This window comes from Pirellulales bacterium, assembly GCA_036499395.1.
In the GTDB taxonomy this organism is placed as follows: Bacteria; Planctomycetota; Planctomycetia; order Pirellulales; family JACPPG01; genus JACPPG01.
Genome location: DASYDW010000132.1, coordinates 20,992 through 45,591 on the forward strand (window position 1 = coordinate 20,992; position 24,600 = coordinate 45,591).

Below are 24,600 nucleotides of genomic sequence, written 5' to 3' on the forward strand. Positions count from 1 at the left end.
GTTGACTTTCGACGCGCATTCTTTCTTCACCTGCGGTGCAAAAAGCATGGCACTGCCGAGATTTCTGCCTTCAGGCGCCGGGCTCGACGGGGCTTAGTGCCGAGTTGGAGGCCTTCCCCTCTCGCGCGGCATTTTTTTCTTGCGTTTTACGACAACGGTCATACAATCCCGTTTATGACACTTGTCGTACACGGAGGCGTGATGAGTAAAAATCGCAAGCTGCCCCGGCTCTCGGCCGGCGAGATGGAGATCGTGCAAATGCTGTGGCGCGCAGGGGGCGCCACCCTCTCCGAAGCGCACGCCGCGCTCGAACGCGACATCGGCTACACCACCGTACAGACCCGGCTGAATCGATTGGTGGAGAAGGGGATCGTCAGCCGCACCACGGATCGTCCGGCACGTTATGCGGCCGTGGTCAATCCGGCGGACGTCAGTGCGCGGCATCTCGATTTGCTGCTGGAGCGCGTCAGCGACGGCAGTGTAGTCCCGTTGGTTGCGCACCTGGTGCGGGACCGCCATCTTACGGCTAGTGAGATTGCGGAACTGAAGGAACTGATTGCCGCCGCCGAGCAAAGCGGCCAGCGTCAGGCGGAACGCGTGGGTCGGAACAGCTCTCAAACGTCCAAACGCGAGGCGAAATCATGATCTTCATGACGGACGAACTGCTGCTGAATCTTGGTCGCACCACTTTAACCCTGGCCGTGGCCGTGCTGCTCATTGGCCTGCTATTGCGGGCAGCACGCGTCTCGGCGCCGAGCGTACACCGCGCGGGATGCCTGCTAGCGCTGGCGGTTGGCTGGACGTTTCTGCAATGGCCGGTACACGTTCCCTGGTACGACGCGGCGGGAATCGTCGACGACGATCCGAGCGAGGTAGTTGCGGCGATCGACACGGAATTCATTCCGTCCACGGCCGATCCAACGAATGACGTCATCGCGCCGCCTGCCAATGATGTGTCTGCTGACACTGCGGATTCCTCGAGCGTGCCATTAGCCACGATCGAGTTGCCGCACGAGGATCTCAGCAGTCCGCTGGGGGAATCGCAGACCGAAGAAACAGCGGCGGCGGTGCCAACGTTTGACGAGACGCCTGCAACGCCGATCGCTGAGCTCGCCGTGGAGGCACCAATGGCTGGACCGAGCGAGGCGGTCTCGATCGACATTGCGTCCGACGATGTTTCCAAGGCGATTGTATTGCCTGACGACGAACTCGCGGCAGCAGAAGGGACAACAGACGAACCGACGAACGTCTTGGCAGCCGTGACGCCGTCTCTTGGCACTGCGTGGATCTCGGGCATCCTAGCGCTGGTGTCGTTTTGGCTGGTGGGATATATCCGCTTTGTGCGCCGTCTACCGTGTGCCCGCGAGGGAGATGCAGATTGGTTGGCCCAATGGCAGTCGCTCCTCGCTGAACAAAATGTGCGCGCCGCGGTGCCCTTGCGAGTTACGCACGACACCGGCCCCATGCTGTGCCGGCTGCCGCGAGGTTACGAATTGCTGGTGCCTGGTTCGCTGTGGCGCGAGCTTAGCGTGGCCGAGCGGGCTGCGATTCTGCGGCACGAGCTGGCGCATTTGGTGCGCGGCGATGTGTGGAAGTCCTTGGCCGCACGTGTATTGGCGCTACCCCATTGGTTCAATCCGTTTGCCTGGTGGGCGGTGCGTCGCTTCGACGAAGCGGCCGAATGGTCCTGCGATCGTGCCGCCGCGGCCGAGAATTCGACCACGGCCTACGCCCGGGCCCTGCTCCGCTTGGGGGAAGCCGCGGGGCGTCATGCCGCTTACAGCCCTGCTGCGCGCGGCCGACCGCTGGCGTCGCGCATCCGCCGCTTGCTGGCGGCACGCTCGCATGAAGATTCGCCCACGAAAAAGGCCCTGTTACTAACGGCCTGCATCGGATTTGCCGTCGCCGCCTTGGTACGCGTGGAACTCGTGGCGCAGGAAGCGCCTGGCGCGGCACGGCCCGGCACAGCCCCGGATGTGCGCGAATCGGTTGTCGCACCGGAGGATACTGCGCTGGCGTTGGCGGATGGCAGCCCTCCCTCGTCAAGCGAACACAGTTCGATCTCGACGAAATCAAGCCTGGAGGTATTGGCCGACCAAAGCCGCGGGAAGATTCACTTTACCGCAGACGAGCTTACCGCGCGCGGACTGCGACTTGCCATTGTCAGGCCGGCCGAAGCCGAACAAGTGCGCGTCAAAGGAAAGACGAATATCGATAAGAAAGCCGCCTCGCACGTTCGAGCGTTTTTGCCTGGCATCATTGTCGCCATCAGCCCGATTGAAGGTCCCGCGGGTGAGAAGGCGCGGCCCATCGGGTTCGATACCGAGGTCAAACAGGGGCAAGTTCTTGCCACGGTTTGGAGCAAGGAGCTAGCGGACAAGGCGGGCGAGCTGATCGATGCCGACGCTCGCTTGAACGTCGAGCTACAAGCGCTCAATCGACTTCGGCTTGCCGAAAAAGGGGCCGTCGCAACCGCCGCGACCTGGGAGGCCGAACGGCAGGTTGCCACGGCCAAGATCGGGGTGGAGCGGATCGAGCGAACGCTGCGCGGCTGGCGAATCTCTGACGAGGTCATAAAGCGTTGGCGCGAGGCGGCCCAAACGCCAACCCCCAAAAGCGAGAGGCAGCCGCCGCCGGAGCACGCCCCCGGCAACTATCCGATCGTTAGTCCGCTCGACGGCCTGATCATCGAAAAGAACGTCCACGTGGGGGATATCGTCGATTCGTCTCGCGATTTGTTCCTCATCGCCGACACGGCCACCATGCCAGTCATGGTCGAGGTGCCCGAAGAAGAGCTACCGAAACTGCAACTGCTGCCAGCGGACGCGCGGCGCTGGCTGGTGAGGTCGTGGTCGGACAAACCAGATCAGCAGGTGACCGGTACGTTCGACCTGAATGGCGCGATCCATCACCCCGCACTGCACAACTTCATTGTGCATGGCACTCTGGAGAGCCCCGATCGGCGCATTCCGTTTCGGCAAACGATCACGGCCACGGTTTCGCTGCCGGCGAATCTGGATCTGGTCACGATTCCGGCCGAGGCCGTGCTGATGGATCCTGGTCACGGCTGGGGGCGCATCTTCGTCGAAGCCAAAGACAAACCGACACAATTCGAGCTTCGCAAGGTCGAGATCGTGGGGCGCGCGGCCACCGACGGAATGCTGCTGATTCGCAGTGCGCCCCGCGACGAACCGGGAGTCGTCGGCACCGATGGCCTGGCCGCGGGTGAGAAGATTCTAGCCAGTGCCGACGCGATCGGGGAAAAACAAACGACCCGCCCCTCGGAAGAGTCGCCGACCGTCAGTTTTTTGGGGACGGCATCCGACGCCGAAACTGTCGAAACGAAAGAGGCCGCGCCGCCGACTCAGCCAGTGCCCGACGTGGCGCCGGCTGACGGCGGTGACCGCGCCAAGCCGCGATTTCCCGAGGTAATCGAAGCGGCGCGCACCGGCTATGAAATGGCGAGTGTCGAATACGATCAAGATCGCATCACGCTCGACCAGATCTGTGATTGGTCGCTTCGCCTGCTGCAAGCCGAGAGCAGCAGTGAAGTGGTGGTCGATAATCCCGACGAAGCTGAGATCCCCGGCGGAGACGGCGAACCGGCGATACGTTTTCCGAACGATCAGGAGCGTCTTGCATTCGAACGATCTCACCTTGCGCGAATGACGGATTTGCAGCAGCGCATCGTGGCTCTCTACAAAATCGGGGCTCGCGGCGGCGAGGCCGAAAAGAAGGCCATGATGGACTACTACGTGGCCGAGGCGGAACGAAGCCTCGCTCGCCTGCAACGACACATCGCCGCGAAAAAACGATCGGCCGAGGCGCTGGCCGCGGTCAAGAAAGGGACCGGAGGTGGATTACGTGCGGTCGAAGATCGTCAACAACCGCACGAAGACGCAGTGTTGGAAGCCACGGACAACGAAGTCGAGCAGGGCATTAAGTTTTCGCACGATGCCGGCAGGCGAAAGCCTTCTCTTACGAAACGTACGCCTTGGAAGCCAGCGGATGACGCGCGAACACGTCTGCGCTACGACGGCCGCACGTTCGAGGATTGGGTGACGCAGCTCGATACGGATCTCAGTCTGCAGGCCCGTAATGAGGCGATCGGTGCTTTGGCCGCCTTCGGACAGCGCGGCTACGGCGCGGAATCGACCAAGAAACTCGTAGAGCTACTTAGCGACGAAGAAGTGCAGCCGCTGGCGATTCGCGCGCTCGGAAAGATTGGCCCCGCCGCCGAAGAGGCTATCCCCGCTCTGGAAGAGGCTGCCAAGAACGAAGAACGTCATCGCGACGCCACGCAAGCCATCGCCCGGATCCGCGGCGAGAAGGTCGAGAGCGTCTCGGCGCGAGCACTACTGGCTAAACGCGAGACGAAGTTGCGCGAATTATTGCAGCAGAAGAGCGAGCAGCTTGTGCGCAATATGCACGACGTCGAAGGGTTGCAGAAAAACCTGGGGATCGTCGATCCGGCCACGGCCGCTGCGCAGAACCAGATGCTGCAGCAGCAATTGGCGGTCGTGAACAATTCGATCTTCAGCCACACGTCGCAATTGGCCAATCTGGAAGTCGAGATCGACAAGGTCAAACTCGACATCGAGTTGGCCCGCGATCCGGCCGCACGCGAGGCACGGGCCGAGGAAGAAATGCTGAAGGATGATCGCTTGCGAACATTCGAGGCTCAACTGATCGATGCGGAGATCGCGCTGGACGAAGCCCGAGAGGAGAATCGGAAACAGGGTCGCGATCCCGACGAGAGGCTGCAAGGCTTCAAACGGCGACAGCAATCGATCGAAGACCGCATTCATGCGCGCCGCGACGAGTTGATGAAGAAATTCTCCGACTCCAACGAGGCCGTCAAAATCAAAGAGTACGAAGGAAAGAAGCTCGCGACCGAGAAGCATCGCGACAGCGTTTCCGAACAGTTGAAGGATCTCAAGCAACAACAAGCGGAGCTGACGGAAAAGCTGAGCGTGATGACGCGCGACACGGCCGAATTGGACGTTAAGCGTGCCCGAATTCGCGTGCAGCAAGAGATCGTCGACAAGTTGGAGCACGAGCTGCAAGCAATGTCGATCGAGAAGTTGAATCTCGACGAGGCGTCGCCGGTGCCCGAATTGCCTAAGCAGTCGACCGCCGTTCCGCAAAAGAAGCTTTCGGAAGTGGTGCGTGCCGCACCAGCGCCCACCACGGCTAAGAGTTCTCAGGCCTCGGCCCAGGCGGATCAATCGCCAATCGCGCCGGAGCCGAACGTTGGTCCGACTGTTAAGCGCACCCGAGCAACGGCGACGATACGTGATGGGAAGGGGGTGGCACTACTGCGGGTCATGCCTGACGGTGGCGGTCACGATAACAACGGATACCAAACTTATCGCACCACCATTAAGGAATGGATTCGCAGCAAGTCACTCTTGGCACGCGTGGTTCACGATCCGACGATCGCACAGTTGCCGCTCATGCAGTCGCAAACGGACCCCGAGAATTGGCTGCGCGATAATTTGCAAGTCAGCTTTCCCGACGATGGCGAGCTATTGGAAATTGCGCTGGCGCAAGTGCCTTTTGAGCAGGCCAAGCAAATCGTCGATGCCGTGGTCGACACGTATTTTAGGGAGGTCGTTGAAAAATCGATTGCCGAACGCGCGAAGAAGGCAGAGAAGCTCGCGGAGCTTCACAAAAAGAAGATGGCCGAGGTTGATGCCGAACGGAAACGGCTGCAGGCATTGGAAAATCTCACGGACCAGCTTAATACCGAACTCCAGCAACTCGAAGCCGAACAAAAGTCGCCGCGGCGCGTCGAGCGGGTCGTACAGCCGCCGAAAGACGACTCTTCTCAACGGTCGCCGGGCACCGCGCCAGCAGCAACGCCAGCGAACAATCTGGACGGTTTCCTCGTGGATCAGGAGCAGAGCCTACGAAATGAGCTGCAGACGAAGACCGAAGCAGTTCTGCATGGATTGTACGAATTCGAAAACCTGCGGCGCTCGCTGGGCGTTGCCGATCCGATCGAAGCCGCCGAGCGAAGTGCCGCGATCCATCGGCGGCTGGCCGCGGTCGATCAGGAGCTGCGGCAGCGTGCTGCCGAATGCCTGTCGTTGGATGCGGCGATCGGGAAACTGAACGAAGAGATCGCCTGGCGGAAAGATGAAGCCGGCCGAAAGGCTCGCATCGCTGAAGTATTGCAGAACGACGTTCCGCTGCTGCAATTCGAAGAAGAGCTCGCCAAACGAACGAAAGCGCTGCAAGCAGCGGCACAGCCGGACGAGGCTGAAAAGCTAGCCATCGGTGCGCTGTCGCAAAAGCGGGACGCACGCCGCGAGCAACTGATCGCGGATGCGACGGCCATGAACGCCTGGAAGCTTCGCGAAGCGGTTGGAAGCCTGGCGATTACGCATCGCAAGCGTGATCGACTGCAGGAGCAAATGGCGCTACTGACGCGTGAAGACGTGGAATTGACGAAACAAGCGGAAGACGCGGCCCGGGCCACATTGGCTACCGGCGAGTTGGAAGCCAAGAAACAGCAAATCAAGGAACTGCAGGCGCCGGTCGATGATCTCAACAAAAAGCTGTACGAGATTTCGAAGTTGATGCTCGCGGCTCGCGAGAAGCAGTCGAACGGTCCGGCGGCAGTCCTCGCGAAGCGTGAGAAATTGGAACAGTTGCTCGCCACCAAGCGCGACGAGCTGGCAGGAAATGAAAAAGGTGTTGCGCGCCTGAGCAAGATGATCGGCGCGACCGACGCGGCTGACGTTCCACGCGTCCGGCGGGAAATGGACCAGCAACTCTTACAACTCGATAAGGAACTCTTCGACCGTCGCGCACAATGTGCAAATCTGGAGAACGAACTCGATCAGCTCAGGCTGGATATCGAGCTGGCCCGCGATCCCCACGTCCAACAAGGGCGGATCGCCGAGGAAATCAAGACTGACGACAAGTTGAAAAAGTTGAGCGACCAATCTCAGGATCTCAACCTGGCGCTAGCCGCAGCGAAGCAACAGGTTAACGGGGATAACAACCCGACCCTTAAACGATTGGAGAAAGCGCGCACGGCAGTCGAGGGCAAAATTGCGCTTCGCCGTCAGGAGATCACCGACAGGCTCTCGAGCGAAGAGGGACAATTGATCTGGGTCAAGGAAAAGCAAGACAAGCTCGTCGCGGTTCAAAAGCATCGTGACGACGTCAAGCAAGGGTTGGACAAGCTGAAGCAGCAGCGCGAAGCTCTCCTCGACAAGCAGAAGTTCTTGGCGAGTGATGCCAGCACGCTGGAGAGCAGCGAACAACGAATTCAAGCTCTGAAGCGACTTGTCGACGATCTGGAAACGGATCTCAAGAAAATGGATGCCGAGCAGCCTCGACCGGCTCCTTGATCTGCCCCACAAGCATTCCAGATCGCCCGGCGCGTCGAGGGGCCGGTCTGAATCCTGCCAATGCCGTATAAATCCCGTTATTCCAGCACGATTGTGCCGGTTGAGGGCTTGGGCAGCCCGCAGGCAGTTTCGCCTGTCGCGGTAGGAAGGGGTATAATTCCCTAGTCACGGTTTTGCCTTGTTTTCGAATTCGGCTCCCACGCGGCCGGAAGACCTGCAATGTCAACCACTCTCGAAGCTCCGGTAACGCAGCAGACTGCACTGCCCGGCCCCGATCAGCGGCCGCTGGCCGACGTCGTGATTTTCGATGGGCATTGCCGTTTTTGCATCAGCCAGGTTCGTACGATCGAACGCTGGTTTGCGGCGCGCCGGCTGGCTTATCTGTCGCTGCACGATTCGCGCGTGTCGGCGCGGTATCCCGACCTGTCGCACGATGATTTGATGCGCGAAATGTACGTCGTCGATCGGCAGGGGCGGCGGCACGGGGGCGCCGCGGCGATTCGCTATCTTTCGCGTCGCCTGCCCCGACTGTGGTGGGTGGCGCCACTGTTGCATTTGCCCGGTTCAATGCCGCTGTGGAGCTGGTTGTACCGGCAAGTCGCGACGCGGCGCTATCTCTTTGGTCGTTTGGAAAGCTGCGACGACGGCAGTTGCCGGCTGCACGTGTAATCGCCACGCGCCTCGGGGGCGAATTCGACAGGCAGTTATTAGATCGAAGCGTTGCTAATCTTAGCGCTAACAGCGGCCGCCGTTTTTCTCTATAATCGCGTATCCGGCTCCACGGGCAGTGGTTGCCGCGGCGCGCGTTGATTGTGCGATCGTATTGCAAATGCGTCGTATCTTAAGATCAGCAGAAAGGGTCAACGATGCCCGAGCGACTCCATGCGATGCAAATCAGTCGTACTGCCGCGTTCATCTGCGCAGTTTTCGCAGCGGCAGCCACCGTGCGGCCGGCTGCTGCAGACGAACCGAATCCGAGAATGAGCCATGCAAAAGTTGACGGCACTCCATTGCGGTTCCTCGTCGATGATCTTAACCGTAAAGCGGCCGAAGATCCCATCGGCAAGGATCAGCCGCAACTGACCGAAGACGAGATTGTCGGCGAAATCTACGCCGCCACGCTCGAAGGTCACGAGATGAACGACGAGACGGCGAAGATTTATCGCAAGATCGCCGAGACTCGCAAGTTGCCGGCCGATGCCGACCTCTATTTCATGACACACTGGGTCATGCAGGAGCAGGCCGAGTTCACCGTGTGGTGGGTGAATTTGGACGTGAAGGTTGGCGAAAAGTCCGGCTACGCCCTGCGCGTTCGGCGACGCATCATCAATGGTCGTCCTTTGCCAAAAGGGGGCGGAGGCGTCCGCATCGAATTCAAAAAATGACGGTTATCAGTTCCCGTTGAGTCTGCGCCCTGCGGTTGCATGGGCCTGCTATGTCTCCTGTAAATGACATTTCGACCGTCGACAGCGGCATGAAATCGGCACACGGCGATCGGTCGCCACCGAACTTGCGCCGATCGCTGGTCGTCTTGGGTGTGCTCGCCGTCGTCGCGGGGGTCGTATTTAAGAATCGCTGGCATGAGCCGTGGTTTACGCCCGGCGTTCATGCGTTCCGGGCCGCCGGCGGAAAGGTGAGGCTGGAAGACCGGAAATCGGAATGGATCCGCGCCCTGGGGGGCGAGGATTTTCTCGCGACTGTCGATTGGCTCTCGCTCGACAATGAAAAACTGTCGGACGGGCAAGTCGCGGCACTGATTCGGCCGTTTTCCGAGGCCCAATCGCTTAACCTCGCGAAGATGCCCCTCGGACCGGCAACCGCCGCGCAACTCGCGCATTTCACAAAGCTGCGTTGGGTCAGCTTTTCCCACCTGCCGGTTACCGAAGAATTGCTGACGGCACTCGGTCACAGCCGCAGCCTGATGGGAATCAGGCTTAACGACGTGCAACTGCAGAGGCAACCGCTGCGCGCGTTGACCTCACTCAGGCAACTGAAATATATATCGCTCGAAGGAGCGAACGTCACGGAAGCCCAGCTTGCCGACCTTTGCGCAGCTCGTGGCCTGGCGTCTTTAAGTCTGGGACGCTGCTCACAGATTACCGATGCCGCGTGGTCCCACCTCGCCCAGCTAACGAAGGTGACCCGCCTCGACTTAAACGATACCGCGGTGACCGGCGCCGGTATCGCGCAATTAGCTCCCTGTACGTGCTTGACCAGTCTTTCGCTGTCGGGCACAGGGCTGACCGATAACGGATTGGCAGAAGTGGCGTCGCTGCCCAACGTCGCACGATTGCTTGTCGCCCGAACCAGTATCAGTGATGCCGGCCTCGCGCGCCTGGCGGGGCTCACGAATTTGAACGAGCTCGACCTGGCGTTTACGCAAGTTACCGACGCCGGACTCACGACGATCGCGGCGCTCAGTCGTCTTACCTGGCTGAGTCTCGACGGCACGGCCGTTACGGACCGTGCGCTCGTCGAATTATCACGTTTGCCGACGTTGGACTCTTTGAATCTGCGCAACACCAACGTGACCAACGCCGGGCTGCTGGCACTTACGGGCTTTCCGCAGCTCAAGAGCTTGGATCTGTGCGGCACGGCGGTCACGGATGAGGCAGTCATTGACTTCTTGCGGCGGAATCCCCGCATGACGATCCAGTTCAATGGCGGCAGCCGGTCGCCTTAGTTTGCGACGGCAGGGCATGCGCTCGCAGCGGGCCCTGTCGGACTTGCCGGGCAGACACTATTATTCACTCGCGGGCGCTAATACTAACCCGCGGGCGGCCGTATTTCCGTGATTGACAGCAGCTTTTTGCAACCGAGGATCCCCATGTCGGAATTTCGTATCGAACGCGACTCGATGGGCGAGGTACGCGTCCCGGCCCAGGCTTATTACAGTGCTCAAACGCAACGGGCCGTCGAGAACTTCCCGGTCTCCGGCTGGCAATTGCCGAAACCACTGATTCACGCGCTGGGGCTGGTCAAGCTGGCCGCGGCCACGGCGAATAACGACCTCGGCAAGCTTACCGGCACGGGCAAAAACCCGATTGATGAAAAACAGATCGCGGCCCTGAAGCAAGCCTGCCGCGAGGTGGCCGACGGAAAGTTCGATAACGAATTTCCGATCGATGTCTTCCAGACTGGCTCGGGCACTTCGAGCAACATGAACGCCAACGAGGTGATCAGCAATCGCGCAATCGAGATCACCGGCGGCGATCGTTTCAAGGCCGACAAGCCGATCCATCCGAACGATCACGTGAACATGGGACAAAGCACCAACGACATGTTCCCCACGGCCATTCACGTGGCCGTCGCCCGCGCGATCGAACACGACCTGATTCCGGCGCTCGATCGCTTGCATTCCGTTCTAGCTCGTAAAGCGAAGGAATGGGACAAGATCATCAAGATCGGTCGAACACACCTGGCCGACGCCACGCCTTTGCGGTTGGGGCAGGAATTTGGCGGCTTTGCCCGACAGTTGGAACTATCGATCGAGCGGGCCCGGATGGCCCAGAAGTCGATCCTGGAACTGCCGGCTGGTGGCACCGCGGTCGGCGCTGGCATCAACACGCACCCAGAGTTTGGCCACCGGGTTGCCGAGGCCTTGGCACGCGAAACGGGAATTGCGTTCGTCGAAGCCAAGAACCATTTCGAGGCGAACGCCCAGCGCGACGGCCTGGTCGAATGTCACGGCCAATTGCGCACGATCGCTATGACGCTGTTCAATGTCTCGAATAACATTCGCTGGCTGGGTTCGGGGCCGCGATGCGCATTTCACGAAGTTGTATTGCCGGATCGTCAACCGGGCAGCTCGATCATGCCGGGCAAGGTCAATCCGGTGATGTGCGAGAGCATGATGCAAGTCGCGGCGCGCGTCATGGGGAACGATCAAACGATCACGATCAGCGGCGCCGCGGGCGGGCAGTTTCAATTGAACATCATGATGCCGGTCATGGGGCAGACGACGCTCGAAAGCATTGCGCTTTTGGCTGGTGTGAGCCGGGCCTTCGTCGATTTCTGTGCCGAGGAGATGGAAGCCAATGCCGAGGCGTGCGAAGCAAGCGTGGAGAAAAGCCTGTCGATGGTCACCAGCCTGATTCCGTACATCGGCTACGACGAATCGGCGCGACTGGCCAAGGATGCGATGAAGTCCGGCAAGACCATTCGCGAACTGTGCCAGGAGAAGCAAATCCTGCCGGCCGACACACTGAAAAAAGCGCTCGACCCTTGGAGCATGACCGAGCCCAAGGCGTAAAACCGGTACGAACGTACTCGGAATCGGTCCGCGCGTCGGAACTGTTACTCAAAAGTTGAAATCGGTGCCGCTCTGACCTAGGGTTTGGATGCGGGAAATTTTCAGCTTTCTGGATTGCAAGAAATCAGCTTTCGCTCGCAAATCCACGGCTGGGGTGAAAATCCCACGGGGATGATTTGTTTCGAACCAGCTCGTGGCCTTCTTGATTTCGCCGCCACAGGGTTTAAAAACGACCGTGGTGGCATGGCCGACAGCAATGCACGCCAGGACCGCCGGGGTAAGTGCGGCGCGGAAAATGCAATTCCTGAGTTTCTGACGACACCGGGCGCATACGTTTTTTTCACGGGAGTACACACCATGTTGCGGCACACACTTCGTATCGGGTTGATTGTCGGACTGCTGGGCCTTTTCGTCCAAGACGCTAATGCTTTCGGCCATCGGGGCGGATGCGGCTGGGGTGGCTGTGGATATGGTTACGGCTACGCCGGCTGTGGATATGGCGGCTGCGGTTTCGGGGGGTGTGGATACGCCGGTTGCGGATACGGCTACGGAGCATACGGATACGGCGGCCCGGGATACGGCGGATACGCCGCGACCCCGGCCAGTGGATATGTGCCAGTCGGCAGTCAGCCGTTCGCAGCGTCCGTTGCCAGTAACGCGCGTTTGACGCCTAACAGCCTACTGCTGAAAGTGAAAGTGCCGGCTGATGCGAAGGTCTTCGTGAACGACCGGCCGACGACGAGCAAGGGCGAGGAGCGCCGCTTCACGTCGAACGGCCTGCATTATGCGGTCCCTTATCGCTACCAGGTGCGCGCCGAATTCGTTCGCGATGGCAAGCCCGTCAGCGAGGAGCAGACGGTAGCATTGTCCGCCGGCGAGGTGATCGCAGTCACGTTCCCCATCGACCCGAACGCGCCGAAGGTCGCCGACGCGACGGCAACAACCCAGCGGTAAACTTGCGCCCTTCACAGGCGACTGAGCTTTGTCGTTCGCCGCTAAGTAGCCGCGAATTACGCTAGCAGCTCGCGCACCACGCGTGCTTTGGTGACTTCGTGGTCGGTGAGGCTGTCGGCGCGCCCGTCGTGCGGGAAGGTAAGCTCCGTGTGGTTCATTCCGAGTGCCGCCAGGATCGTGGCGTGCAGATCATGCACGCCAACCACGTCGGTCACGGATTTGTAGCCAAAGTCATCGGTCGCGCCGTGTACATACCCGCGTTTGAAGCCGCCGCCGGCCAGCCACAAGCTGAAGGCGTGGCGGTTGTGATCGCGCCCGTCCGCTTTTTGCGAGATCGGTAGCCGGCCGAATTCGCCCGTCCAGAGCACGATCGTCGAATCCAGCAGCCCACGCTGCTTCAAGTCTTCGACAAGTGCCGCTGACGGTTGATCGGTGCGGGCGCATAAGCCGCGCAGATTTTCGGAATTCTTGGCGTGCGTGTCCCAGGGTTGACCGCTCATGAAGACCTGCACGAAGCGGACGCCTTGCTCGACTAAGCGGCGGGCGAGCAGGCAGCGGCTGCCGTACTCGGCCGTGGTCGGATTGTCGAGTCCGTAGAGCCGGCGCGTCGACTCGCTTTCGCGCCCCAGATCGAGAATTTCGGGCACGGCGGTTTGCATCCGCGCCGCGGTTTCGAAATTCGCGATGCGCGCGGACAACTCGGAATAGCCGGGATGGCGGGCCAAGTGCGCACGATTGAGCGAGTCGAGTAGCGCCAGCTCGCCTTGTCGGGCCGCAGGCGTGACGCCGGCCGGCGAGTCCAGATGCAGTACCGGCGAGCCTTTGGCGCGAAAGGGTGTCCCTTGATACAGGGCAGGCAACCAGCCGCTTTGCCAATTGCGAATACCGTCGACGGGCAGCCCGCCCGGATCGGAAAGTACGACATACGAAGGAAGGTCACGGTTCTCAGTCCCCAGACCGTAGACGACCCACGAGCCCAAGACGGGCCGGTCGGGCATGATCTTGCCGTTGTGAATCAGACGTAGCGCCGCCTCGTGATCGACGCTTTCGGTGTTCATCGAGCGGACGAGCGTCAATTCATCCGCGACCCGTGCCGTGTGCGGCAGAATTTCGGACAGCGACATACCGCATTGCCCGGCCGGCCGGAAGGCAAACGGTGAGGCAAGCAGATTCCCTTTTTGTTCGTGGAAGTGAACTTCCAACTCACCCGCATAGGGCTGTCCATCGTGCCGCGTCAGTTCCGGCTTGGCATCGAAGAGATCCATCTGGCTCGGCCCGCCGTGCTGGAATAGGCAGATCACGGCTTTGGCCTTGCCGGGCAATCTCGGCGGTGAAGACGCCTGAACCGAGCTTGGCGACGCCAGCATATCCGCCAGCGCCACGCTACCAAGCGCGCCGGCGTAGCGACCCAAAAACGCGCGACGGTTGATGGAGAAGTTGTCGTGCATGTCAGGCTGAGCGTCGGGTGGCGGATGCAAGGGTAACCGTACACGCATTCGTTAGTGCAAAGAAACGAGGAAACCACGAATAGTACGAATAGCAAGAGGACGAATTGCGGAGGCCCTCGATCATTTGTTCCGTGTTATCTGCGCGAGTCGTGGTTAAGAGTCCTTTGCCAAGTTGTTCTGCGATGATGTTTATTCGACGTACAAAAATGCGCTGCTGGCTAATAGCATTTGGCAAAAATCTCGCCACGAGCGCGCTTGCGCGTCAGCTTCCCCGGGGTAAGTATCGGGTTGGGTGGCGATAAACTGCGCGGCGGCTGTTGCTTCGTCTTGCTTGGGCAATCGGGAATAGGACAGCAGGAACGCCTGAGCGATTTTCGCCGATGTGTCGTCTCCGTTGGTGTGCTGCAGACGGGCAGCCATGGCCTCGGCCCGAGCAATGATGAATTCGGAATTCAACAGACTGAGTGACTGCAGCGCAATTGTCGAGGCATTGCGCCGCGTGCAGTTATTGCCCCCCTGAGGGGCGTCGAAGACGTCCAGCATGCTGTCCGGCTGCGTGCGACGACGCTGCAGATAAATCGAGCGGCGTGTCTCGCCGCCAGGATCGGCGACGACCACTTCGCCGGAGTCCGCACGTTTGGTGGGAATATAGGGGCCGCCGGCCTGAAGATTCAATTCGCCACTGGCACGCAGCATCGCGTCGCGAATCGATTCGGCGTCGAGACGCAGCAGCGGGAACCGCGCCAGCATTAAATTATCCGGATCAGCCGCGCGCTGTTCCTCGCTCGCCGTGCTCGATTGGCGATAGGTGGCCGAGTTCAGGATCAAACGGTGTAGCGCCTTGGTGCTCCACCCGGACCGTACGAATTCGGTCGCCAGGTAGTCGAGCAATTCCGGATGGGTTGGAGGGACACCGGTGTAGCCAAAGTTGTCGGCCGTGGCGACGATCCCGCGTCCAAAATGGCTTTGCCAGATGCGATTTACCGTGACGCGCGATACAAGTGGGTGGCGAGGATCGGTGAGCCAGTTGGCGAGCGCCATGCGACGACCGCTGGCGGGCGTGACGCCCGGGGAGACGTTGTACGCTCGATCGGCTGCGCTCATGGCTTGCGGGACGTTGGGTGAGACCTCGGAGCCGAGGGCGCGGTAGTCGCCACGCACGAGCAGGTGATGCGGCGTGGCAGTTGATTGCACATCACACAGGATTGCCAACTCGGCCAGAGGGGCCGGTCGTTGCGACTCGAGCACTTCGATCTGCGTGTTCGTCTTGTCGCGGACTTCAGAAAACTCGGTGAATTTTTCGGCGAGCGCGTCCAGGTTCAGGTCGACTTCCGACTCATGCGCCTTGACCAGCTCTTGTTCTTCCGAATTGCGTTCCTTCTTCTTGCGGGCGAGCGCTTGGGTGAGCTTGTCGCGCGTGGGTGCGTCGAGCTTCGCAAGCCGGTCTTCGCCGAGCTGATCGCGAAGTTTCTTGGCCTGTGTTTCGAGTGCGTCGCGGAGCCCCTTGAGCTGTTCGTTAAGAGCCGTGGTCCGTTCGGCGTGTTCCGTGCGTTCGCGCGCCGGCGCGACCGAAACCGTGCGCTCATTCGGTTTGCGCCAGTCGTCCGGGTTGAAAGCTGGCCAGAAGATCGTTTGCAATTCGTAGTATTCGCGCTGCGTAACGGGCTCGAACTTATGATCATGGCAGCGCGCACATTGCACGGTGACGCCCAACAAGCTCGAAGCGATGATCTGCACCGTCCCCTCGAGCACGGTAAATCGATCGGCGCGGCGCTCGTCGGGATTACCATCGCTTTCGCCGGTGCCGTCCGGGGCGTTCCGCAGGAAATGGGTAGCAACCAGCGGCTCGATCATCGCCGGCTTGACGTCGCCATCGGGAACATAAGCGGCCAGTTCGTCGCCGGCGATCTGCTGGCGCAGGAACTGATCGAACGGTTTGTCGGCGTTGAACGCCGCGATCACGTAGTCGCGATAACGATAAGCCAGCGGTCGGTCCGTGTCCGCGTTGAAATATCCGTTGCTGTCGGCGTACCCGGCCGCGTCGAGCCAATGCTGGCCCCATCGTTCGCCATAGCGCGGACTGGCCATATAACGCTCGACCATCCGCTCGTAGGCGTCGGGTGCTGAGTCAGCCAGATAGGCGGCGATCTCCTCGGGCGTCGGCGGCAGGCCGGTAAGATCGATCGCGACACGGCGCAACAGCGTCGTCGGCTCGGCCACTGGAGCGAGCTGCCAACCTCGCCGTTCTAGTTCGGCCAGGACGAAGCGGTCGACATCGGTGCGAACCTGTTCCACATGCGCGACCGTTGGAAGCGCGGGATGCTCAGGCGGGATAAAGGCCCAATGATCGGGGCCAGGCTGCGCGGCTTCTTCGGCGGACGGAAGACCATTGGCACCGGCAGCGATCCACTCACGCAGTACGGCGCTTTCTTCGGGGGGAAGCGGGGCATCCGGCGGCATCTCGCCCGTATCGATCCGTTCCCAGAACAGGCTGTCGTCCGGTTTGCCCGCCACGATGCCGGGGCCGGACTCACCGCCGCGGGCGATACTCTTTGGCGTGCTGAGGTTCAGACCGCTTTCGTGCTTCATCGGGCCATGGCACTTCACGCAGCGCGCATGCAGCAAGGGAATGATATCGTGGCGAAGATCGGGCGGATTGTCAGCCGCGATGACTGTGGACGCGATCAGCAGTGAGAGGAGCAACGAATTTGCGAAGCCAACGATGCACGGCAACCGATAGCGAGCAATATTCCGACTACCGAGCGCAACCCGACCGATGGTCGATTCTGTGAATCGCGAGTTACGGATTTCTCTAGCCATGCACGCGCTTCGACCATCGTCATTTGGTTAGGTGCGACCGGACTCCGCCACCAGGGTTGCTTTGACGAAATCTTCGTCCAAAGTCACGCCCAGGCCGGGCCGATCCGGCACAGTGATCCAGCCATCCTCGGCCTGTACGCGTTCGATCGTAAGCTCGTGCCGTAGCGGAGAATCTTCGACGCAGTCTTCGTAAATGAACGCGTCACGGCAGGTGGCCAGCCAATGCAGGCCGGCGGCGACCGTGACGGGACTGGTGTAACAATGGTTGCACAGTCGCGCGCCGATCTCCTCGACCCGATCGCGGATGTAGGCGGCGTCGGTGAATCCGTTCCGCGCCAGATCGACCTGATACACATCCACGGCGCGCCGATCGATCAGTGGGCGGAAGGCTTCGCGGCCGCACTCTTCTTCGCCCGCTGCAATCGGCACCGGTGAGCGGTCGCGCAGCCAGGCGTATCCTTCGTAGTCTTCCGGACGAAGCGGTTCTTCGAGCCATTCGATCTTGAATTCGGCGAACGCATGCGCACGTCGCAGTGCCGTGCGGGCGTCCCACACGCAGCCTGCGTCGATAAGCACCGTACCGTCGGCGCCAATTCCCTCGCGGGCCCCGCGTACGAGATCGATATCAACAGCCTCGGACGGGCCCATCGGTTCCCAACCGAATTTCACGGCTTGGTAGCCGGCCTCGCGCCAGCGGCGGCCAATGTCGGCCGTCTCGCGTCCGTCGCGGCCGAAGAGAATCGAGGCATACGCCTTGATGCGATCGTGCTGCTTGCCGCCGAGCAGGCGGTGGATCGGCTCGCCGAAATGTTTTCCCTTCAAGTCCCACAGAGCCATGTCGATGGCGGCCATGGCCGTGATCGTGGCCGAAGTACGACCGAAGTACATCGTACGCCGCAGCATCTTTTGCCAGAGTCGCTGCGTGTCGAGTGGGTTTTCGCCAACTAACAGTTCGCGCAGGCCGCAGGCAATATTGTGGCTGAACGGAGCGTCGATAATGGCCTTTACGACCTCGGGCGAGGAGTCCGCCTCGCCGAAGCCTTCCAGCCCGTTATCCGTGCGAACACGCACGAGGACCGAGTCCTGGCTGCTGGCGGTTTTGGCCTGCACGTTCTTGATTCGCAGGATCTGACAGATAACGTGCGTGATCTTCATAGATGTGCGGTGTTATGCGTGCGGCGTGGACAATGACTCGGCACGAGAAGGCGGGGCCGGCGGGCTCTTATTCTAACACAGGGCGCGTGCAGAAGTAAAAGCTCGAACCGCTGCAGAATCAGCGGCCTGACCCCCGGATTTGAAGAAACCGAGGGGGCCTGGGATCGGCCCCGCAGAGAATCAGCGATGGGAGTCTGATGGGGCGAAAAGAAGATGCGCGCAGGCAACGCTTCCGAGAAGTCACGCTTACGAGTTCATGTCTTGTCGGTGGCGCGCTGAATCAGTGAAGCGAGCACTGCTGACGGCCAAGCCATTGCGCCGGAACTTGAAAACATCGCGCGCAGCAGCGAAGTACGTTATTAGCCACGCGACAGAATTCTGTGCGCGCTCCGAAACGCCTCGGACACGTTAGTCGGTCAGCACCCAGTTGGCTCGCAGCATGTGTTTGCTGCGCTCGATCTCTTGCTGCGTCATGGCCGGTTGTTTTTTCAGTGCTTCTTGCACGCTCTGGGCCTGGGCGACGCTCGGTTCCTGAACCAACCTCGTGATACCGTTGGAGTCCTGCACGGCAAACCATGTGGGTTGAATCTGTTCGTTGGCCGGATTGATCGCCGGCAGGCGGACGGTCAAAAAGCCGCCGAGGATCGGTTCGCGGTGGCGAATGATCACATAACCGCGGCCGTTACCGGTGATGCCTTGGATTTCAGTTGTCTCGCCGGCCTTGGGTGGTTTAACGGAGAAATATTTGCCCGCCGGAATCGTGTAATTTTCAGTCCAAGCGGCGCCGTCGGCGCGGTGCAATTGAAACGTGAACGGTCGCGATGTGAGATTGTACAACCGACCTTCGCCTACCGGCACATCGAGCTTGTCGGGGCCGGCTTGGGCGTGAGCCAACGCGGTGCAGGCGAACGATGCGAGCAGAGCCAGGCCCGTCGTGACGATCAAACGTCGCGACTGTGCGGCGAATCTCAAAGCGTTGTTCGATGTACGTGTCATGATTTTATTGCTCCGGACCGAAGGCGGTGTGCGTTGATATTTGACAGGCAAAATCGATACAGGCAGGCGGCGCCGCAAAAATACACGGCCGCAGTTGCCAGCCTGGAATTATGGGACACTTCTAGCGGACCGGCGTCGAAAACCCATTTTCGCAATTTTTCCCGGCTTGGGCAAAGCGCTGGCTTTTCGGTGGAAATGAATAACGATTTCACGGTTTGTGTCCGCGAGAATCTGCCCTCGATCATGCTGGTTCGTCACGGTACAACCTATCTATTCGCTACGTGCTGACTTGCGAGGCATTATGACCACTCAGAGCGACCTGGTTTTTCTGTTCGATATCGATAACACGCTCTTGGACAACGACCACGTCCAACGAGATCTCGAGGCCCATCTCCGGCTCGAATTCGGCGAGGTTAGCCAGAAGCTCTACTGGGAGATTTTCGAGCAGTTGCGCAGCGAGCTAGGTTATGCGGACTATCTGGGGGCGCTGCAGCGCTATCGCAAGCACGAAATGTACAACCCGCAGATGCTGCGGATGTCGTCATTCCTGGTCGATTATCCGTTTGCCGACCGAGTTTATCCGCTCGCGATCGACGCCCTGACCCATTGCCGGAAGTGGGGCAAGATAACGATCCTCACCGACGGCGACGTTGTTTTTCAGCCGCGCAAAATCGAACGCTCGGGGCTATGGAACGCCGTAGATGGCAATGTGCTGATCTACATCCACAAAGAGGAGGAGCTGGCTAACGTTGTGCAAACGTTCCCGGCCCGGCACTACGTGCTGGTGGATGACAAGCTGCGCATCCTCACGGCCGTGAAAAAGCAATGGGGAGATCGGGTGACGACGGTGTTTCCACGGCAGGGGCATTACGCGCTGGATACGAAGGCAATCGCACAGTTCCCTCCGGCCGACGTCACGATCGAGGCCATTGGCGAACTGGCCGACCCCGGGCTTGACACTCTTTGGAAATCGCTGCTCGGCCGGGTTGGCGCGCCATAGCGAGCGGATGCGAGCCGGTGCGCGGCGAAAGCCTGTGTTCATGCGCTGGCCCGGGGTGGCCAGTTTTTTCTTGGGATCATGTTGCCAGCTTGGTTATATTGCTGGCGCATTTTTGGCATACCCGAGGAGAAGCCCACAATGGCACCTGTGTGCGCCCCTTTGCTGTTATTGATAAGTGGCGTTGCAGCGTCACCTGAAATTTCCTGGTCGGGCGATGGGCAGGTGAGGGTGTTGATAAGCGTGGCGGCCGAGCCGACAGCTTCTGGGCAGACGTCAAGCGGCAGCAGCTCGCGCGTTGACGAGCGTCCCGCCGATGTCCGCATCGCGTTCGAGCGATTGCTGGCTGATCGGGGCATTAAAGACCAGGTGCCCGATCCCGCGTCGATCCAGGTAATTCGGCATGACACGCAAACCGGCACGCCGATCAAGAGCCCACCGTTTGCGTTCGGGCGTGGCGAATTCGAGATCCCTTCGCGCTGGTACGACGCCACGATTCCGTATGAGTTTCCTGAATGCAATGTCAACCTGGCGACCAGCGGCGGCAAATTGACACGCACGAAGGACGTGCGGACTGGATATTTCTACGAAAGCGTCGGAGACGCGCGCGACGGCCACCTGGCGTTTGTGCATCGTGATACCGGGCAGACTGCGACGTATGCCGTGTATTTTGACCTGATTCCTGCCGGCAAGCTGCCAGATCGCCAGCCGCCGCGCGGTTTTGTCGGCGATGGACTGAATCGTTGCGACCCGGTCGGGCATAGCACGACGGGACTTATCCACAGTCGCGTCGACGTCGTTGATTTCAATGGCGATCAACTTCCCGATCTATTGGTTGGCTGCAGCCGAGGTTCGATCGTCTGGTATCCCAACGTCGGCCAGGCCGATGATTGGAAATTCACCTGCGCGCGACTGCTGGCGACACGTGACGGTGAGCCCATCGATGTGGGCTACGGCGCCGCGCCGCGTGCGATCGATTTCGACGGCGACGGCCGCCTTGATTTGTTAGTCGGAGGCGAAAGGAACCGAGTCGTCTGGTATCGCAATCTTGGTACGAGTGCTCGACCGGAACTGGAATACGCCGGGCTGGTCGAGGCCGATGGCCGACCGATGGAATTGCCGGTAACGCCCGTGCCTGAGGGGCCGGAGATTTTCAAGCTCGATTATTACCCGCTTCTAGAAACGGCTGATTGGGACGGTGACGGCGATCTCGACCTACTGGCTGGCGGTTACATAACTGGCCGGATTTACTTTTACGAGAATATTTCCGGCCCAGGCATGCCGGCGCGATTGCATTTCGCCGGTGAGTTGCTGGCCGACGGGGCTCCGCTTGATGTTGGTTGGGCGGCATCGCCTGCCATAGCGGACGTCGACGGCGATGGCGACTTTGACCTGTTCAGCGGCTCGATGCCGATGACCAGCGGCGGCGGCGACAGTGTCAGCGAAAAGACGTTCCTGTTGTATTTCGAAAACGTCGGCACGCGGACCAGCCCGAAACTGCATGCCCGCGAGTTACCGCACCGTGGCGAATTCCCTCGGGCATCGATCGCCACGCCCCGACTTGTCGATTTCAACGGCGACGGTCTGCATGACATCGTGGCCAGCTCGGGCGAGCGCATTTATTTTTTCAAAAATGTCGGTACGCGCACCGCACCGGAATTTCAGGCGCATCGTGACTGCATGCCCGGCATCTGGAGCAATGCACCCCTGGCCGGGACCCAGTTCTTCGACCACGACGGCGATGGGCATTTGGACGGGATTGATGGACCTCGTGTGTATCGCAATACGGGACGCGGCAGCCCAGGAATTTTTTCCAGCCCCGTGTCATTGCTGCAGGCCGGGCAGCGGATCGATCACCTTTCCGGTATCGGTGACGATTGGACATTTCAGCGGCTTTACGACCTCGATGACGACGGCACGTTCGATTTGCTGGACGCCGATCATGCAGGGCATATCTGGTGGCATCGCAACCGGGGGACGGCGACCAAATGCGATTTCGCAACCGCGGGGGTCCAGTTGTCGCTCGTTGACGGTACACCGCTGGTGGTCGGCGGCAAGCGCGAGGGCTTTGATGAACTGCAAGGCGCACGTGCCACGTACGCTTCCGGTGATTTCGACGGTGACCATCACGCTGACCTGGTCACGACCGATACCCACGGCGACGTTGTGTATTTTCATCAAGCAACGCCCATCGCCGATAAGCCGCCGACGTTCGACGCGGGAACAAACATCGCGAAACTTCGCATTCGCGGGGTGCCGACGGCGTGCGACTGGAACGGCGACGGTCGGCTGGACGTGGTGGCCGGATCGAGTGCCGCGGACGTGGTTGTCATTCTAAACAAAGCCGCGAGCGAAGAAAGCACGTTCGACGAGCCGCGTCCAATCGGACTGCCCCCTGCGCCCGATGGTGCCGGCGCACCGCTGGTGGTGACCGATTACAACGGCGACGGCGACCTCGACATTATTTTGCACACAGCCTACGGGTATACCAGCTTTTACGAACGATCGTTCATCGACCGCGGCTACGCAATTGGCAAGGTCGATGCTTTGCAAACCAGGCCGCGCTAGCGATCGAGGTTTTTCACGACGATGAGTTCGCAACCCGTCGCTGAGCGGGCCACCAAACAGACGCCGATCGTTGTCTCGATCATCACCGAGAAAAGCGTGCGCTGCCGCGGCTGTCGACGAATGATGAGAGCTGGCGGATTCTCAGCAACCGTGCAGAATCGGCCAGTATGTTTGCAATGTGGAGGCCTGTTGGGGCTGGTGTTTCTGCGGCGTGGCAACATTACGCTGACCAAGCGGGCTTGCAAATTGTCGGCACGCTGGATGGTCGTCGTGAAGTGGTCGCGGGCACGCCGGCGTCAAGAGCGGCAAGGAGTGCTCGTCGAACCGCAGGCGCTCGAGCAAGCGCGACTGCAGTCGGCGGCCGACGAACATCAGCGGCAAAAACGTCGCGCGCGGGCGGCGACTCGTCGTGAGCTGCAGGATCAGCAGTATACTTCCGATTTTGCCACGGCCATTCGCGCACGCTATCCGGCTAGCCCACCGGGGATCGAGAGACCGATTGCTGAGCATGCCTGTGCCAAGTACAGCGGTCGCGTTGGGCGTACGGCGGCTGCCAAGGAACTCGACGCGGAAATGATCCATCGTGCGGTCGTGGCGCATATTCGACATGCAAATACGCGCTACGACCGATTGATCGCTAGCGGAGTCAGCCGAAACGAAGCGCGCGAATTGGTCCGTACCCTGATCGACGAGACCCTTTCATGCTGGCGCGGGGAGTTCTAAGCGAGCCCCCTGTCATTGACCTGACAAATGCGTCATTCAGGGTGTGATGTGACCGCTTGAGGAAGCTAGACTTGTACGGCGTGTTTGGGCGGAAATACCTTCGGCCGCTCGTTCCTGCCTTCGCACATTTCCATTCGTTGACCCGTGCCAAGAACAGCTATGCGTTTCCTGTTTGTACTGACTTTGCTTGGCACGATCTGCCTGGGTATAGCCGTCGACGTGCCGCGTGCCAGGGCAGATGACGGTTGGCTGAATCAGAAGGTCTACATCAAGGTGAACGCTCGCCCGAAGGTTGGCAATCGGACATTCGATTGGAACGATATCCAGGTTCCCGCCAAGATCACGAAAGTGGACGGTGACTGGTTGTGGGTGGGCAGCGCGTGGGTACGCTCGGCTGATGTCGTGAAAGAAGCCGACGGCACGACCTATTTTACGCGTGTCGTGCAAGCAGATTCGAGCAACCTCAATGCCTTGCTCATGCGGGGCGTCACGTTTTACAACAAGCGAGACTACGCTAATGCGCTCAAGGATTTCAACGAAGTCATTCGTCGCGATCCAAACTCCGCCTCTCCCTATAGCAATCGGGCGGCGGTGTATAGCTGCTTGCAGCAATTCGACAAGGCCGTGGCGGACCTCAATGAGGCGATCCGGATCGCGCCGGACGTGGCCGCGTTCTATAGCGATCGCGGCTGCAATTTTCGCGGCATAAATAGCTATGCCAAGGCCGAGAGCGATTTCGACGAAGCGATACGAATCAACCCTAGGATGGCGCTATCGTATTCCAATCGCGGCGTGAACTGGATGATGCAGAAAGAATATAACAAGGCCATGGCCGATTTCGACAAGGCGATCGCCATCGATCCGCGCATGACTTATGCCTACGACGGACGGGGGTATGTGTGGAGCAAGCGTGGGCATTATGCGCAGGCGCTACGCGACTGGGACGAGTCGATTCGCGTTGCTCCCGACGAGCCTGGCGGTTATCACAACAAAGCTCGGCTGTACGCTACTTGCATGTCGTTGGGGCATCGCGACGGAAAGCTGGCGCTGGAAAACGCCAAGAAAGCTTGCGAGCTGGATCATTGGGAGGAATGGCGCTACGTTGCCAGCCTGGCGGCCGCGTATGCCGAACTCGGCGACTTCGAGAAGGCGGTGGAATGGCAGAAAAAGGTCATCGCCATGAACAAGCAGCCTGAGGAAATCGACATCAAGGAAAGCAACTCGCGGCTGAAACTCTACGAAGCAGGCATGCCATTCCGCGACCCTGAAATTCCCGAAGAGGCGGAAGACTCTAGGTAAAACAACATGTTGGGGACTGCTGCA

Annotated in this window: 15 protein-coding genes; 11 read left to right on the forward strand and 4 right to left on the reverse strand. The window is 60.1% G+C overall.

From position 1 onward, the window contains the following. Positions 1–201: 201 nt before the first annotated feature. The 7 genes from VGN12_27060 to VGN12_27090 all read left to right on the forward strand — a co-directional run bounded on the left by VGN12_27060 (position 202) and on the right by VGN12_27090 (position 12,570). Entirely contained in the window at positions 202–645 is a 444-nt protein-coding gene (locus VGN12_27060) for a BlaI/MecI/CopY family transcriptional regulator (GenBank protein HEY4313142.1), read from the forward strand. Continuing rightward, the gene (locus tag VGN12_27065; protein HEY4313143.1) at positions 642–7,364 is read left to right on the forward strand and encodes a M56 family metallopeptidase; all 6,723 of its coding nucleotides are present in this window, start codon (positions 642–644) and stop codon (positions 7,362–7,364) included. Before VGN12_27060 ends, VGN12_27065 begins: the two co-directional genes overlap by 4 nt. A 219-nt stretch (positions 7,365–7,583) precedes the next feature. Then, positions 7,584–8,033, forward strand: coding sequence for a DUF393 domain-containing protein (locus tag VGN12_27070; GenBank protein ID HEY4313144.1), 450 nt, complete (start codon positions 7,584–7,586; stop codon positions 8,031–8,033). 311 nt (positions 8,034–8,344) lie between these two features. Beyond that, on the forward strand, positions 8,345–8,749 hold the full coding sequence (locus tag VGN12_27075; GenBank protein HEY4313145.1) for a hypothetical protein: 405 nt from the start codon (positions 8,345–8,347) through the stop codon (positions 8,747–8,749). Between the two features lie 50 nt (positions 8,750–8,799). Next, positions 8,800–10,047 (forward strand): hypothetical protein, encoded by a 1,248-nt coding sequence (locus tag VGN12_27080; GenBank protein ID HEY4313146.1) that lies wholly within the window; start codon positions 8,800–8,802, stop codon positions 10,045–10,047. 144 nt (positions 10,048–10,191) lie between these two features. Continuing rightward, positions 10,192–11,616 carry a class II fumarate hydratase gene (locus tag VGN12_27085; protein HEY4313147.1) on the forward strand — a complete coding sequence of 475 codons (1,425 nt, stop codon included), beginning with the start codon at positions 10,192–10,194 and terminating at the stop codon, positions 11,614–11,616. A 357-nt stretch (positions 11,617–11,973) separates the two neighbouring features. Beyond that, positions 11,974–12,570, forward strand: a complete 597-nt coding sequence (locus VGN12_27090; GenBank protein HEY4313148.1) for a TIGR03000 domain-containing protein — start codon at positions 11,974–11,976, stop codon at positions 12,568–12,570. A gap of 56 nt (positions 12,571–12,626) precedes the next feature. On the opposite strand, the gene VGN12_27095 is transcribed toward VGN12_27090, so the two are convergent. The 4 genes from VGN12_27095 to VGN12_27110 all read right to left on the reverse strand — a co-directional run bounded on the left by VGN12_27095 (position 12,627) and on the right by VGN12_27110 (position 18,989). Continuing rightward, the gene (locus VGN12_27095) at positions 12,627–14,018 is read right to left on the reverse strand and encodes a DUF1501 domain-containing protein (GenBank protein ID HEY4313149.1); all 1,392 of its coding nucleotides are present in this window, start codon (positions 14,016–14,018) and stop codon (positions 12,627–12,629) included. Between the two features lie 189 nt (positions 14,019–14,207). Further along, positions 14,208–16,838: a PSD1 and planctomycete cytochrome C domain-containing protein gene (locus VGN12_27100; protein HEY4313150.1), complete on the reverse strand. Its 2,631-nt coding sequence runs from the start codon at positions 16,836–16,838 to the stop codon at positions 14,208–14,210. Between the two features lie 27 nt (positions 16,839–16,865). After that, on the reverse strand, positions 16,866–17,993 hold the full coding sequence (locus VGN12_27105) for a mandelate racemase/muconate lactonizing enzyme family protein (protein ID HEY4313151.1): 1,128 nt from the start codon (positions 17,991–17,993) through the stop codon (positions 16,866–16,868). Between the two features lie 408 nt (positions 17,994–18,401). Further along, entirely contained in the window at positions 18,402–18,989 is a 588-nt protein-coding gene (locus VGN12_27110; GenBank protein HEY4313152.1) for a hypothetical protein, read from the reverse strand. 301 nt (positions 18,990–19,290) lie between these two features. On the opposite strand from VGN12_27110, the gene VGN12_27115 reads away from it, so the two are divergent. From VGN12_27115 to VGN12_27130, 4 genes are all read left to right on the forward strand, one after another. Next, a complete protein-coding gene (locus VGN12_27115; GenBank protein ID HEY4313153.1) occupies positions 19,291–19,989 on the forward strand; it encodes an HAD family hydrolase in 699 nt (232 codons plus the stop codon). A 138-nt stretch (positions 19,990–20,127) separates the two neighbouring features. Beyond that, a complete protein-coding gene (locus VGN12_27120) occupies positions 20,128–22,554 on the forward strand; it encodes a VCBS repeat-containing protein (GenBank protein ID HEY4313154.1) in 2,427 nt (808 codons plus the stop codon). Between the two features lie 21 nt (positions 22,555–22,575). Further along, positions 22,576–23,277, forward strand: coding sequence for a DUF2293 domain-containing protein (locus VGN12_27125; protein ID HEY4313155.1), 702 nt, complete (start codon positions 22,576–22,578; stop codon positions 23,275–23,277). Between the two features lie 159 nt (positions 23,278–23,436). Further along, on the forward strand, positions 23,437–24,576 hold the full coding sequence (locus VGN12_27130; GenBank protein HEY4313156.1) for a tetratricopeptide repeat protein: 1,140 nt from the start codon (positions 23,437–23,439) through the stop codon (positions 24,574–24,576). Positions 24,577–24,600: the final 24 nt, after the last annotated feature.